Source organism: Rhizobium sp. Root483D2 (genome assembly GCF_001426685.1).
Classification (GTDB): domain Bacteria; phylum Pseudomonadota; class Alphaproteobacteria; order Rhizobiales; family Rhizobiaceae; genus Pararhizobium; species Pararhizobium qamdonense.
Genome location: NZ_LMFB01000016.1, coordinates 227,278 through 241,125, shown reverse-complemented (window position 1 = coordinate 241,125; position 13,848 = coordinate 227,278). Strand labels below are relative to the sequence as shown.

Below are 13,848 nucleotides of genomic sequence, written 5' to 3'. Positions count from 1 at the left end.
GACGTCCGTCGGGTCAAAAGACTCTTTCAGCTCAAGGACTTGAGCTGGCTGGATTCCTGTGACAAGCACAGGAATGACGGAGAGTTTGCGAACCGCATATGTCCAAAATGAACTGCAAAAAGCCGACAAAAATGACGTCGTCAGCAGTCTGGCGTACCTTTCCCGCCTTCCAATTCCGTAAACCCTATTCCATCCGTACGGTGACAAACCGCAATTCGCCGGTCTTGTTGGCGATCATCAGCAGCGCATTGCGGCGCCCATCCGCCTTCAACTCCTCGATCCGCGCCGAAACGTCTTCCGGCGTCTTCATCGCTTCCTGGCCGATCTCGACGATCACGTCGCCGGAGGCAATGCGCCGTTCGGCGGCGGCCGATTGCGGCTGGACGTCGGCAATGACGACACCCTCGACATCCTCGGAAATGCCATAGGTCTTGCGGCTATCGGTATCGAGAAGCGCAAGCTTCATGCCGAGCACCACGTCGGACGCCGGAAGCTCGGCCGCTGGCGGTTCGGCCTGGTCCGTGCCCTCGTCGGATTGCGCGGGCTTGGCTGTTTCCGCCTCGGCCAGGTTCTCGCCATCTTCCAGACGGCCGAGCGTCACCTTGACGGTCATCTCCTTGCCATCGCGCACGATGACCACATCGACTGCCTTGCCCACCGGGCTTTCGGCAACGGCGCGCGGCAGATCGCGCATCTCGACGACATCGCGGCCATCGAATTTCAGGATCACATCGCCCGACTTGATCTCGCCATTGGCGACGGGGCCGCCCTGGATGATCCCGGCCACAAGCGCGCCCTTCGGCGTTTCCATCTTCAGGCTTTCGGCAATATCGGCCGTGACCGGCTGGATGCGGACGCCAAGCCAGCCGCGATGGGTTTCGCCGAACTCGCGCAACTGCGAAATGACATTGCTGGCAAGTTCGGTCGGAACCGAGAAACCGATACCGATCGAGCCGCCGGTCGGCGAAATGATCGCCGTGTTGATGCCGATGACCTCACCCTTCATATTGAAGAGCGGGCCGCCGGAATTACCCTTGTTGATCGCCGCATCGGTCTGAATGAAATTGTCATAGGGGCCGGCATTGATGTTACGCCCGCGCGCCGAGATGATGCCGACCGTCACCGTGCCGCCCAGCCCAAACGGATTGCCGATCGCCATCACCCAGTCGCCGATCCGCATCTGCTTGGAATCCCCGATCGGAACCGCCGTTAAAGGACGTACCGGTTCGACCTTCAAGACGGCAAGGTCGGTCTTGGTGTCGGTGCCGATCAGCTTGGCCTTGAGCTTGGAGCCGTTGGCGAAATTGACCTCGATATCGTCGGCGCCCTCGATCACGTGATTGTTGGTGACGATGATGCCGGAGGGATCGATGACGAAGCCGGAGCCGAGCGAATCGACGGTGCGCTGGCGGCCACCGCCCTCGCCGCCCTGGCCCTTGAAGAACTCGTCGAAGAAATCCTGGAACGGCGATCCCTCGGGAACCTGCGGCATCGGCGCCTGGTCGTCATTCTTCACCTTCTGCGAGGTGGAGATATTGACGACCGCATCGAGCAGGCCGGCGGCGAGATCGGCAACCGATTCTGGGCCCTGCGCTGTCGGTACCGGCGCCTTGGTCTGCGCATGCGCGACGGACAGGACGGGCACGGAAGTCATCAGCAGGGCAGCACTGGCGGCGAGCGTGACGGACCGGAAGAAGGAAGCGCGGATGGACAAGCCCATGGGGTCCTCTCGATTTGGGAAGGCAGGCAAAAAGTCTCCCTAGGAACGATCACACCTTCAGGTTGTCTTTAAACCCTCTCGATGCCGTTCATAGGTGGCGTATAATCTGTGCGAAGATAAGGCGGATTTGGGACGCGTCCAGTCATCTTTTCGTTAGCGCCATCAGGCTTGCGTCACCCGGCCGTCAATTCATCAATTCGTGACCATAGGCTTCCAACGCCGCAACGGCCTTGTCCAGGTCGGAACCGATGATGAAGATGTAATCTGTGCTGAAGGTGGAGTTGGCAAAGATGCCGACGCCGGCCTCGGAAAGAGGATTGAGCACCGAGGCCAGGATGCCGGGAACATCGAAGGTAAAATGCTGCTCGATGCGGAAACAGCGCCAGCCGCCAGAGGACTGGACGCTGGAGGGAATGCGGGCTGCACGGCAGACCAGCGTCATCTCCTCGCGCGAACTGGAGACGGCCCAGAAGCCGGCGCCCGGCAGCCAGTCCGGCAATGGCGTTCCGATATTGAGCCTTGTGATCGCATATTCCGCGTCCACCAGTCGAATGAGCAGCTTTTGTGTCATGTCTTATCCTCGCACCATCCAGACAAGTGCGACGCCGATACCGACGGAAACGAGCCCGAACAGCCGTAACTGTTGCTCTGGTATATGGGGCAAACGCTTCGCCATTTCCACCAAAACCAAAGGGGCCAGTGCGTACACTAGCCCCTCGATGATCAGGAAAAAAGCAATTCCCGTCAGAAAGTCACTCATTTTGCCAATCAGTTTCCTGCAGCAGGCTGAGCGGCCGATGGCGTGGGCACACCACTGGAGTTGTTGAAATAACGGAAGAATTCCGAGTCCGGCGATAGGACGAGTGTCGTGTCCGGGCTGCCGATCGCCTGATCATAGGCGGTCATTGAGCGGTAGAACTCGAAGAACTGCGGATCACGCGAAAACGCATCGGCAAACACGGCGGTCCGTTCGGCTTCGCCCTCACCGCGCAGGATTTCCGAATCACGCTGCGCTTCGGCAACGAACTCGACAACCTGACGGTCGGCAACGGCGCGGCGGGTCTGGCCCTTTTCGTTACCACGGGCGCGGATCAGTTCGGCTTCCGCCAGACGTTCTGCCTTCATCCGCTCGTAAGTCTGCTGCGAGACTTCCTGCGTCAGGTCCGTGCGCTGAATGCGGACGTCCTCGATGTTGAGGCCGAGCGATTCGGCGTCGGTCTTCAGATCGGCGCGGACTTCGCGCATCATCGATGCACGCTCTTCCGACAGGGCCGATTCAAAGCCGCGCAGACCGTAGACCCGGCGCAGCGAGGCGTCGAGACGGGTGCGAAGGCGCGATTCGGCCGAGGCGCGATCGCCCGAAACCGTTTCGCGGAAGCGGCGGGCATCGGCGATCTTGTAGATCACGAAGGCATCGACTTCATAGAACTTGCCGCCGGAAACCTGAACGCGGATATTGTCGAGGTCGAAGCGCAGAGCCTGCTTTTCGACGTACTGAACGCGGTCGGCGTCCATGAAGGCGAACGGCAGCTTGAAGTACAGGCCGGGCTCGGTCTTGACGTCCTTGATCTGACCGAAGCGCACGACGATGGCCTGCTGGCGCTGGTTGACGATGAACACGGAGGAATAAACCGCCATCAGCACCAGTGCCAGGCCGATGAGAATATAGGGAAGACGATTGGTCATTACTGGGCCCCTCCCGACTGAACGGGCTTGCCGATTTCGGTGAGCGGCAGATAAGGCATGACGCCCTGGCCGTTCTTGTCATCGAGAATGACCTTCTTGGACTTGCCGAGAACGCCCTGCATGGTTTCGAGATAAAGCCGCTTGCGGGTCACGTCCGGCGCTTTCGAATAGGCGTCATAGACGGAGACGAAGCGCTGCGCCTCACCCTGTGCCTCCTTGACGACGCGGTCCTTGTAGGCGGCCGCTTCTTCGCGCAACTGTGCCGACTGACCACGCGCCCGGCCGAGAACCTGGTTGGCGTACTGGTTGGCTTCTTCAACGAAGCGGTCTTCGTCCTGCTCGGCACGCTGCACTTCGTCGAACGCATCAGCCACTTCACGCGGCGGTGCTGCGTCTTCGATGGCGACCGTATTGACGGAGACGCCGGCACCATAGGTGTCCATCGTCGCCTGGATCGTCGTCTTCACGTCGGCGGCAATCGCCTGACGGTTGTCGCGGAAGATGTCCTGCGCCGGACGGCGGCCGACGACTTCGCGCATGGCGCTTTCGGCGACCTGCATCAGCGTGTCGGACGGATCTTCGACGTTGAAGAGATAAGCCTTGGGATCGGTCACGGAAAACAGCACGGAGAACTGAACATTGACGATGTTCTGGTCGCCCGAAAGCATCAGGCCGCTGCCGGCCTGGTCGCCCGCGCCTGCCCGGCTGCCGATATTCTGCTGCTGCTCGGTAATCTTGACCATCTCGACCGTTTCAAGCGGCCAGAAATGATAGTGCAGGCCCGGCATGGAAATCTCGTCCTTCGGCTTGCCGAAGCGCATTTCGACGCCACGCTCGTCCGGTTGGACGGTGTAGATCGAATTCATCAGCACGAAACCGACAATCAAAAGGCCGATGATCGCGACGACACCGCCGTTAAAACCGCCCGGAACCACGCTTTTCAGCTGGTCCTGCCCCCGGCGGAAAATTTCCTCGAGATCCGGAGGGCCGCCATTGCCACGGCCACCGCCGCCGCCGCCACGCGGCCGGTTCGGCCCCTGGCCCCAGGGACCCTTGTTTCCACCGCCGCCGCCGCCCCAAGGACCACCGCCGCCGCCGTTCTGATTGCTCCAGGGCATTCATACCTCTTCTATAGAAAAAATTCCGTGATCAATGCTCCGCAAGACCTGCCGCGAGCCATGATGTGAACCCGTTATAGGTATGTCCAGAACGGCTTTCAACGCGATGCATCCAACTTCACCGTAAATCCGGCAAAATAGTTAGCATTGCTCAGCTTTTCCGCCTCCAGGTGGAGAAATGCATGGCATGACTGTCCTTTTCCCCCTGCGGCAGCGGTTCATCGACGATCTTTTCGAAAACAGAGGGGTCGATTGCCGGAAACCGGGTATCGCCTTCGACCTCCGCAGCGACCGTCGTGATATGCAGGATATCGGCAAGATCGATTGCCTGACGGTAGATCTCGCCACCGCCGATCACGCAGACCTCATCGACGCCGAGATCAGCCGCACGTCTGCGCGCTTCGGCAAGCGCCGCTTCCAGCGACTGGACTGCAATGGCACCCTGCGCTGCAAAATCCGCGTCGCGGCTGATGACGATATTGGGGCGCCCCGGAAGCGGCCGTCCGATCGAGGCCCAGGTCTTGCGCCCCATGATCACCGGCTTGCCGAGCGTCAGTGCCTTGAAACGCTTGAGATCGCTCGGCAGATGCCACGGCAGGCCGCCGTCGCGGCCGATCACGCCATTGGCGGACACCGCAACGACGATGCTGATAGTCGGTTCAGTCATGAAATCCATCCGGCTTGACGTCGATGGCACGTGCCCGGGCAAGCGCCGGGCGTGACGTCATCGACTGAATATACTCATCGACCACAGGACTATCCGGCAACAGCTTGCGCATCCATGTCAGCGCGCTGACGAGCAGGAGATCGACCGCGCTCGCCGTATTGCCGAGCAGAAAGGGCTGCTTCGTCAGCGTCTCGATTACATGCGTGCACATGTCCTCGTAGACCTTCAAAAGCGGGGGATGTTTGGCTGCAACGCCGGACAGGAAGGCGCTGCCGCCCGGCTCGATCACGCCGGCATAATAGGCAAGCCATGACAGATAGGCGCCCCGTTCCGGATGACCCGGCGGACGGCCGAGTTCCGACTGCGGATAGAGTTCGGCCAGATATTGCACGACTGCCGTTGATTCGGTGATCAGAGCCCCATTGTGCAAAAGCGCCGGCACCTGTTTGTGCGGATGCGGATTGTTCTCGTCCGGCCCGCCGGAGCCATCCCAGCGGCGGATGGAGACATAGCGGATATCGTATTCCGCCCCCAGTTCCTCAAGCAGCCAGATGATGCGCGACGAACGCGATTGTGGTGCATGGATCAACGTCAGCATGGGGTCCTCCTCGACCGTTCAACCTCAGGTCATCCTGTGCCCGCACAGTGTCATCATTGCGGTTAGACAGCAACCGGCGCCTTAATATGTGAATCAGGCTGGTAGCCAACAAGCTCAAAGTCTTCAAATCGAAAGGAAAACAGATCCTTTACATCCGGATTGATGACCATCTTCGGCAAGGCCTTGGGCGTGCGCGCCAGTTGCTCGCGCACCTGGTCGAAATGGTTGTGATAGATATGTGTATCGCCGAACGTATGCACGAAATCGCCAGGCTGAAGACCGCAGACCTGCGCCACCATCAGCGTCAAAAGCGCGTAGGAGGCAATGTTGAAGGGCACCCCGAGGAACACGTCGCCGGACCGCTGATAGAGCTGGCAGGAGAGCTTGCCGTCCGACACGTAGAACTGGAACAGGCAGTGGCAGGGCGGCAGCGCCATCTCCGCAATCAGCGCCGGATTCCAGGCCGAAACGATATGGCGGCGCGAATTCGGGTTTTTCTTCAGTCCTTCGATGAGGTCAACGATCTGGTCGAGGTGACGGCCGTCATGGGTTGGCCAGGAGCGCCATTGATAGCCGTAGACCGGCCCGAGATCACCGTTGGCATCGGCCCATTCGTCCCAAATGTTGACGCCGTTTTCCTTCAGATAGGCAATATTGGTATCGCCCTTCAGGAACCAGAGCAGCTCATGGATGATGGATTTCAGATGCAGCTTCTTGGTGGTCAGCACCGGGAAGCCGTCGGCCAGATCAAAACGCATCTGATAGCCGAAGACCGAGCGTGTCCCAGTGCCGGTGCGATCGCCACGGTCTGAGCCCGTCTCCATCACATGACGCAAGAGGTCGAGATACTGTTTCATGAGGGTCCGCCGCCGATTCGTTTCGCGGTAAAATAAGCGCAAGGCGGCAGCGAACCAATCGGTAATTCCTCGGTTTCCCCAGTCCCTTTCCAAAGCGGCGCGGGTTTTGAACGCCACTGGTTTCCGGCGCCTGATAGGCATGTCCCAAGCCGCCTGGCCCCGGCGCTTGGACAGGCGCGACTGTATTTTCGAAAAGGCCCTTTTCTTGTCGCAGTTTAAGACCTATATGACAGTTGCCGTCTTCGGGCGGCTATGGCGATAAACAGGCGATGAAATAAACCTATTGGACCCGGGGGCGGTACCCGGCGCCTCCACCAAAAACCGGTCTGGCATGAGAATGTCAGATATCAAAGACCGGTTTTTGATGGGGGCGAAATAGGATCGACAAGGGCGTAAAGATCGACTTTTTGCTCGGCATTGTACCACCGTTATCGGGCTAAAATTGTAGTTGCAAACGACAACTATGCGGAAGCTCGTCTCGCTGCTTAATCGCAGTGTGACACTTCAAATCAAGTCCTTCCGGTTCGCACCGTAAGGCGGGGTTCGGAGGTACCTGGCAACAGAAACCTCCACTTCTCTCCACTCTCCCCCCGCATCGTCCCGCCTTCTCGGTTGCCTTGAAATGGTCTATAGAAGATGCAAATGACTCGTATGGCAGGACTTTTCTGCGTACAGAGCAAATGGCATAAGTGTGACTGAGTTGAGTTACAAGAAAGACGGGGATCTTATGGGCCAAGACCATATCCGCTACGACATTCTGGCACAGGATGCGCTTCGCAGCGTCATTCGCAAGGTCCTGATCGAAGTCGCAGCCACCGGCGCCCTTCCCGGAGATCATCATTTCTTCATCACATTCCTCACCGGCGCGCCCGGCGTGCGCATTTCCCAGCATTTGAAGGCAAAATATGCCGAGCAGATGACGATCGTCGTTCAGCATCAGTTCTGGGATCTGAAGGTCACCGAAACCCTGTTCGAGATCGGCCTGTCCTTCTCCGACACGCCGGAAAAGCTGGTTATCCCGTTCAACGCGATCCGCGGCTTTTACGATCCGTCCGTCAATTTCGAGCTTGAATTCGACGTTGCGGCCTTCGACGAGGAAGAAACCGCCGAGATTACCGCCTATCCGGTCGCTGCCGTGGAAAAATCGGCTGAGCAGGACAGCGAAGTCCTGACGGCGGACAATGGCAAGACTGGCGATGACGGCAAGAAGGAAGGCGGCTCCGTGGTGTCGCTGGACTCTTTCCGCAAGAAGAACTGAAAACCTAAATTCGGACAGGCTCATCATGACCGGCGACGTCGTCAATCTCCGTCAGTTCCGCAAGCAGAAGGCGCGGACGGAGAAGGACAGGACGGCCGATCAGAACCGGATTTCCTTCGGCCGGACGAAAGCCGAAAAACAGCTGACGCAGACGCTGAACGACAAGGCCAGCAAGGCGCTTGATCAGGGAAAGCGCGAGAAACCCGTTGGACCGGACAAAGGCGAGTGATCGCATCTCTGTCGGGCAAACGGTAATTTCTGTTAAAATCAACAGATAAGCGGAATTTCCGGACTCACTTTCAGACAAAGCTGAATCAATTTCTGAGGCATGGTGTGATCCGCAAGCATTCGGCGACCCTGCATGGCCACCGCACCAGTTTTTCGCTGGAAGAGCCGTTCTGGCAGGAATTGAAAGTGATCGCCGAGGTGAGGCAGATCCCGCTTGCGCAACTCATTGCCGAGATCGACGACATGCGGCCCACAGACAGCAACCTCTCCTCGGCGCTGCGGCTGCATGTTCTGGCCTGGATCAAGACTGAGCGGACGTGAGCCTTCAGCACCTATCGCTGGCGCCGCTTTGTGCGTGACGCTCCAAAACCCTATTGCGGCCGCACACCCGGCAAGGCTTCGAAATTCAGACCCTGCTGCGGGGTCTGGATAGAAGGCGGCTGCCCGGCTGGCTGCTGTTGGGTGCCGCCCTGTGGTGCGGTGAATTCCTCGCCGCCAATCGCTCCGCCGTTTGGATCGAACGGCAAAAGGCTCCGGCTTTTCTGTTCTTCGGCTCTTTTTGCCGCGTCCTGGGCAGCTTTTGCGGCGGCCGCGTCTTCAGCGGCCTTCTTGTCGGCCTGCGCCTTGGCATCAGCCTCTGCCTTTTGCCGCGCGGCCTCACGCGCCGCCATCTCGCGCCGGCGCTGCTCCTCGACAGCGCGCAGGCGTGCGGCTTCGCGCTCCGTGGCATTGGCCTTGTAGAGCGCCACTTCGCGCCGCAGCCGCTGCTTTTCCAAAACATTTGCCTGCAGCGTCTCGACCCGGCGGCGCTCGCGCTCGAAGGCCCTGAGCGACAGGAAGTTCGACAGGTCGGTGGCATCGAATGTCAGGCCGGGCGAATGCAGGAGCCCGGCAAATTCAAGATTGACCTGCGCCTCCGCACCCGTCAGCGCATTTTCACCGGGCAGAAAATCGACCGTGAGGTCGCCTGTCATCCGTTCGTCGGGAAAGCTGACCTCCAGATTTCCCGAGAAATTGGCAGCACCGTCCCCCGAGGTAATGTTCTGAGCCCGCAACGTTCCGCCGGCAATGCTGAACGGCACCGTCACGGCTCCCAAGGGCGTCTGCCCTGAAAAGACGGAGTTCTCGGCCAATGGCGTCACGGAGGCAGGCGTAATATCGCCCTGGATGCCATCCGCAGCCGCCATGATGTCCGGTAGCGCAGCGCTGTTCAGCCCATGCACGACGGTATCGCGCAAGGTGGCGTTCCCCGAGCCGCTTGCCGATTCCGCCATCGCCTTTGCCGTCTTTCCGGATGCCTCGATGGCGATCGTCAGGTCGAATTTTCCCTCTGCGACCGCCGCGCCACCGGTTTTCCATACCGCCGCCGCCAGATCTCCGTCCTTAAGGTTCAGCCGCGTCTGGAAGAAGCCGGAGCCATCGCCATTGCCGAGCAAAAGGCGCCCATCGATCTTTCCGCCCAGCCAATTGCCCGAGAGCGTATCGATCGAGACCTGGTCGCCTTTCCATAAAAGCTTGCCCGACATATCGGAAACGGCCCCGTAAACGCCGGGCCAGAAACGCTTGGCGGAGACATCAACGGCAATATCGAACCCGCTCCAGGCCGGCTGGACCACGGGCGAGGATGACAGATCGCCGCTTGCTCCATCCTGCACGGTGCCGAGGATACCCTCGCCCACCCATGCCATATCGAGTGCGTCGAGTGCGATCTGGCCGGTCGCCTTGCCCGGCGTTTTCCGGTCGATCGCAAAGCTGCCCGAAAATGCGTTTCCATCAGCCCTTCCATCGATTGCCGAAAGGGTCACCGCATCCGGCGTCGTGACGACATCTGCCTTGAGCGCCAGCGGCAGGCCCGTGCCCATCTGCGGCAGGCCGATCCCCTGCAGGAGAAGGAACGGCTCGAAATCCTGGCTTTCCAGCGAAATCTTCGATTGACCGGACAGAAAATGATCCCGCGACAGATCGATATCGCCATTGGCCGAAAACGCCGTGCGCGCCGTCGTGAATGTCAGCCCGGCATTGGCCTTCTGGCCATCGGTGCCTTGCAGCTTGACCGACAGGATGGCGTTCTCGTCGGCATCGAACGGCAAGGGGTCGAAACCGACCTGGCCGAGCAGAACCGGCGCCGACGGATTTTCCATCGTCGCTTCCAGGAGAATGCCCTGCCCCGCAAGAGCCTGCGTAATATCAGGCGCCTGATAATTGGCAGCGATCTTGGTGCCGTTGGCCGAGCCGATAATGCCGAATGTCACCGGAGCCTTGCCGTCCTGGCTGCCGGAAGACAGGGTCAGGTCCAGCGCCGCATTGCTGTAATAGGGGGCGCTTTTCACCAGCCGTTCCAGCGCCGGATGCGCTTCGGCATGGCGCTCGATCATTTTGAGGAAAGGCGTGAGATCCGGCGATGCCAGCTTCATCTTGGCCGAGATGACGGGCGCGGTCATGTCGCCCCCCATGCGGCCGGACAGCGCCAGCTGCGTACCGGCGATGTCGCCGATCGACACGCGCTCGGCCTGCAACTGGCCGTTCTTCAGTGTGGCCACCAGCTGAACGTCGCTCGCATCCTCGCCGAACGCGGAAAACTTGTCTGCCGAAAGGTCGGCCGCGATCGTGTGCGACAGAAGCGTCCCGGTGGAAGCGTCGCCGGCCACCAGGCCTGCCAGCGCCTGCAGCGCTTCCAGATCGATGCTGTTGCCATTGAGCTGCAAAGACAGGTTGGGCGGCGAGCCCTCCAGCGCCTGCCGTTCGATACGGCCGCGCAGCACCGCAGGACCGGCCGCCACTTCCAGCCGCTCGAACTGCTGCAAACTATCCGTGAGGTTGACCGTTGCCGAAAAGCCGGCGGTCTTCAATTTGCGGATGGCCGGATCGACGGAGCCTGCAAGCCAGGTGGCCAGCCCCGAAGGCTGGTTGGAGGCCACCAGCATCTCGCCGCGAAACGCGCGAAGACCCGTCAGCTGCAACCGCCCCTTGGCTTCAAATTGCGTGCGGCCGGGCAATTGTGCCACCGCGTTGTCCACCATCCATCCAACACCGTCGGGCCGCAGGTCCAGACGCACGTCGCGCACCGTCGTGTCGCCGATGACGATGGCTGGCAGTTTCAGGCTTGCCCGCCCCGGCACCTGCGGTATCGGAATATCGGCTGCGATCGCCATGATCGCCGCAAGCCGCTGGCGCACCGAGATGGCCGGATCGCGGCCGGTCTTGCCGGCAGCCCCGGCATTGCCGATGCGGCTGACGTCGATCTGCTGGCCATCGGCCAGAAGTAGAAATTCCTGGTCCTTGCCGGTATCGAGCGTCGCCTCGCCCGTCACCAGATACGGATCGTCCTTGGGGCCGATCTCGAGGCGGTAATCGGGAACACGAATGCGTTCATTGGTGAGCTCGAACCCGCCGGTCACCCGCAATGCGGCCGAATTGTCCTGCGGCTTCTGCGCTTCCGCCGGCCTGGTTTCCGTCAACGTGAACTTGCCCTGATAGACCGGCTTGAAATCGACGATCTTCAGGTCGCCGTCGAGTTCGACGCCGAAGGGCCGCTTGTCGGGTGTTAGCCGCGAGCGTAGGCCGAGTGTGCCGGTCTCATCGGCTTCGCTGCTGGAAAAGGCAAAGCTACCGGCTTCGCCATCCAGCGCTGCACGGCCTTCCATCTTCCAGGGACCGGCGAGCGAGCGCGCCGACAGATCGGCCTCAAGCCCGGTAACGCGCCGGGTGCGGCCCGTCTGCTCGTCGATGAAATCGATCTGGCCGCCGGTGATGGCGACATTTTCCAAAATGACAGTTTTTGCCGGGATGGAGGCCCTGCGGCCACGCGCCCAGTCGAGCGTACCGTCGGGCAGAAGCCGGATCTTCGCCTTGGGCTGCTCCAGCCGCATGTCGAAGATCAGGGCTTCGCCGGACAGGAAAGGTGCAAGCTCGGCATCCATCGAAAAATGCTCGACCTGGATCAGCGGCTCACCGGTTTCGGACTGGCCGACGCGCACATCGTTGAGCGTCACCGAGGGAAAGGGAATGAGCCGGGCATCGACGCTGCCATGGACGACCACAGGCTTGCCCATGATCCGGGTCGCCTCACGCTCGAAATCTTTGCGGAAATCGGTCCAATCCACGAACAGTGGCGCAATAAGCGCGGCAAACAGCGCCACGACCAGGAGACCACCGACAAAGACCAGAATTCGCGAAAGCACCAGTTGGAAATCCTATCCATTCGAACGGGGAAGACAGCACCATTATCGGCCCTACCACTCCTTAACACCCACCCACCATTTTCACATGTTAAAAATCTTGCCGGGATTGAAGATATTGCCGGGATCGAGCGCGCGCTTGATCTGGCGCATCAGATCCAGCGTGTCCCCAAGCTCGGCCTGCAGAAACGGCATCTTGCCCTGGCCGATGCCATGCTCGCCGGTGCAGGTGCCGTCCATGGCCAGTGCCCGCGCATTCAGCCGCTCCACAAAGGCTTCCGCCGTCGCAATATCGGCATTGTTCTTGTCGTCGAACAATAGACCGACATGAAAATTTCCGTCGCCCGCATGGCCGACGATCGGGGCGATCAGGTTGTGCGCGGCGATGTCCTCATGCGTTTCCTCGACGCAATCGGCGAGCCGCGAAATCGGCACGCAGACATCGGTGGAGAGAATGGCCAGCCCCGGTGCCAAACTCTTTTGTGCCCAATAGGCATCGTGCCGCGCCTTCCACAGCGCATTGCGTTCCTCGGTATTGGCCGTCCATTGGAATGGCGAACTGCCGAATTCCGCCGCGATCTCGGCGAATTGCCTGGACTGCAGGGCGACGCTCTCGGCATTACCGTGAAACTCGACGAACAATGTCGGAGCTTCAGCAAAGGAAAGCCCCGAATAGGCGTTGCTCGCCTTCATCTGCAAGGCATCGAGCAGTTCGATACGCGCCACCGGAATGCCCGACTGGATGGTGAGGATTACCGTATTGCAGGCATCGCCAACCGAGGGAAACGCGCAGACGCCGCCGGCGATCATTTCGGGAATGCCCTGCAGCTTCAACGTGACCGAGGTCAGGATACCCAGCGTGCCCTCCGCCCCGACGAACAGGCGGGTCAGATCGTAACCGGCCGATGATTTCTTGGCGCGGTGCGCGGTGCGGATTTGCCTGCCCCCGGCTGTTACCGCCGTCACGGCCAGAACATTGTCCTTCATCGTGCCATAGCGCACGGCATTGGTGCCGGACGCTCGGGTGGAGGCCATGCCGCCGATCGAGGCATTGGCGCCAGGATCGATCGGAAAGAACAGACCGGTATCGCGCAGATAGACGTTCAGCGCTTCGCGGGTGATACCCGGCTCCACCGTGCAATCGAAGTCGCTGGCGTTGACCTCCAGCACCTTGTCCATGCGGCTCATGTCAACGCTGATGCCGCCATGCGGTGCGTTGATATGACCTTCCAGCGACGAGCCGGTGCCAAAGGCGATCAGCGGAACACCGTGTTCGCTGGCAATCGCGACGATGGCCTCGACCTCCTGCGCGCTATCAGGAAAAACCACGCCGTCCGGCAGTTGCGCCGGGATGTAGGTGGTCGAATGGGCATGCTGGGCACGAATGGCCTCGCCGGTCTGGAATCGATCGCCGAACCGCGCATTCAACAGCTGCAATGCGGCTGTAATGCCGGTTTCGTTGCGGCTGCCCGCCTTGATCGCCTTCAGTGCCATGCCTCTCCCCCGAACTTCCGCCTCGTTCTGCGGAAATTCTTAGA

Annotated in this window: 13 protein-coding genes and 1 other RNA gene; 4 read left to right on the top strand and 10 right to left on the bottom strand. The window is 60.4% G+C overall.

Features of this window, described 5'->3' with window-relative positions; genetic code table 11:
* Positions 1-184: 184 nt before the first annotated feature.
* From ASD32_RS15125 to ASD32_RS15090, 8 genes are all read right to left on the bottom strand, one after another.
* Positions 185-1,714 (bottom strand): DegQ family serine endoprotease, encoded by a 1,530-nt coding sequence (locus ASD32_RS15125; protein ID WP_060638905.1) that lies wholly within the window; start codon positions 1,712-1,714, stop codon positions 185-187.
* Between the two features lie 190 nt (positions 1,715-1,904).
* Entirely contained in the window at positions 1,905-2,291 is a 387-nt protein-coding gene (locus ASD32_RS15120; protein WP_060638855.1) for an ACT domain-containing protein, read from the bottom strand.
* Positions 2,292-2,294: 3 nt separating this feature from the next.
* A complete protein-coding gene (locus ASD32_RS15115) occupies positions 2,295-2,480 on the bottom strand; it encodes a DUF2065 domain-containing protein (protein WP_060638854.1) in 186 nt (61 codons plus the stop codon).
* 8 nt (positions 2,481-2,488) lie between these two features.
* On the bottom strand, positions 2,489-3,406 hold the full coding sequence (locus ASD32_RS15110; RefSeq protein WP_060638853.1) for a protease modulator HflC: 918 nt from the start codon (positions 3,404-3,406) through the stop codon (positions 2,489-2,491).
* A complete protein-coding gene (gene hflK, locus ASD32_RS15105; protein ID WP_060638852.1) occupies positions 3,406-4,524 on the bottom strand; it encodes an FtsH protease activity modulator HflK in 1,119 nt (372 codons plus the stop codon). The genes ASD32_RS15110 and hflK overlap by 1 nt, the downstream gene beginning before the upstream one ends.
* Positions 4,525-4,675: 151 nt before the next feature.
* Positions 4,676-5,191 (bottom strand): dihydrofolate reductase, encoded by a 516-nt coding sequence (locus ASD32_RS15100; protein ID WP_060638904.1) that lies wholly within the window; start codon positions 5,189-5,191, stop codon positions 4,676-4,678.
* Positions 5,184-5,789, bottom strand: a complete 606-nt coding sequence (locus ASD32_RS15095) for a glutathione S-transferase family protein (protein WP_060638851.1) — start codon at positions 5,787-5,789, stop codon at positions 5,184-5,186. The genes ASD32_RS15100 and ASD32_RS15095 overlap by 8 nt, the downstream gene beginning before the upstream one ends.
* 62 nt (positions 5,790-5,851) lie before the next feature.
* Positions 5,852-6,646, bottom strand: a complete 795-nt coding sequence (locus ASD32_RS15090) for a thymidylate synthase (protein ID WP_060638850.1) — start codon at positions 6,644-6,646, stop codon at positions 5,852-5,854.
* A 196-nt stretch (positions 6,647-6,842) separates the two neighbouring features.
* Here ASD32_RS15090 and ssrA point away from each other — a divergent pair.
* The 4 genes from ssrA (at position 6,843) to ASD32_RS15070 (ending at position 8,453) form a co-directional block, all read left to right on the top strand.
* Positions 6,843-7,220, top strand: a transfer-messenger RNA (tmRNA) gene (ssrA, locus tag ASD32_RS15085).
* A 153-nt stretch (positions 7,221-7,373) separates the two neighbouring features.
* On the top strand, positions 7,374-7,904 hold the full coding sequence (locus ASD32_RS15080) for an SspB family protein (protein WP_060638849.1): 531 nt from the start codon (positions 7,374-7,376) through the stop codon (positions 7,902-7,904).
* 25 nt (positions 7,905-7,929) lie between these two features.
* Positions 7,930-8,133, top strand: coding sequence for a DUF4169 family protein (locus tag ASD32_RS15075; protein ID WP_060638848.1), 204 nt, complete (start codon positions 7,930-7,932; stop codon positions 8,131-8,133).
* A gap of 104 nt (positions 8,134-8,237) precedes the next feature.
* Positions 8,238-8,453 (top strand): ribbon-helix-helix domain-containing protein, encoded by a 216-nt coding sequence (locus ASD32_RS15070; protein WP_060638847.1) that lies wholly within the window; start codon positions 8,238-8,240, stop codon positions 8,451-8,453.
* A gap of 50 nt (positions 8,454-8,503) precedes the next feature.
* On the opposite strand, the gene ASD32_RS15065 is transcribed toward ASD32_RS15070, so the two are convergent.
* Positions 8,504-12,313, bottom strand: a complete 3,810-nt coding sequence (locus ASD32_RS15065) for an AsmA-like C-terminal region-containing protein (RefSeq protein ID WP_082546779.1) — start codon at positions 12,311-12,313, stop codon at positions 8,504-8,506.
* An 81-nt stretch (positions 12,314-12,394) separates the two neighbouring features.
* Complete coding sequence (locus ASD32_RS15060) at positions 12,395-13,804, bottom strand: FAD-linked oxidase C-terminal domain-containing protein (RefSeq protein WP_060638846.1); 1,410 nt, start codon at positions 13,802-13,804, stop codon at positions 12,395-12,397.
* Positions 13,805-13,848: the final 44 nt, after the last annotated feature.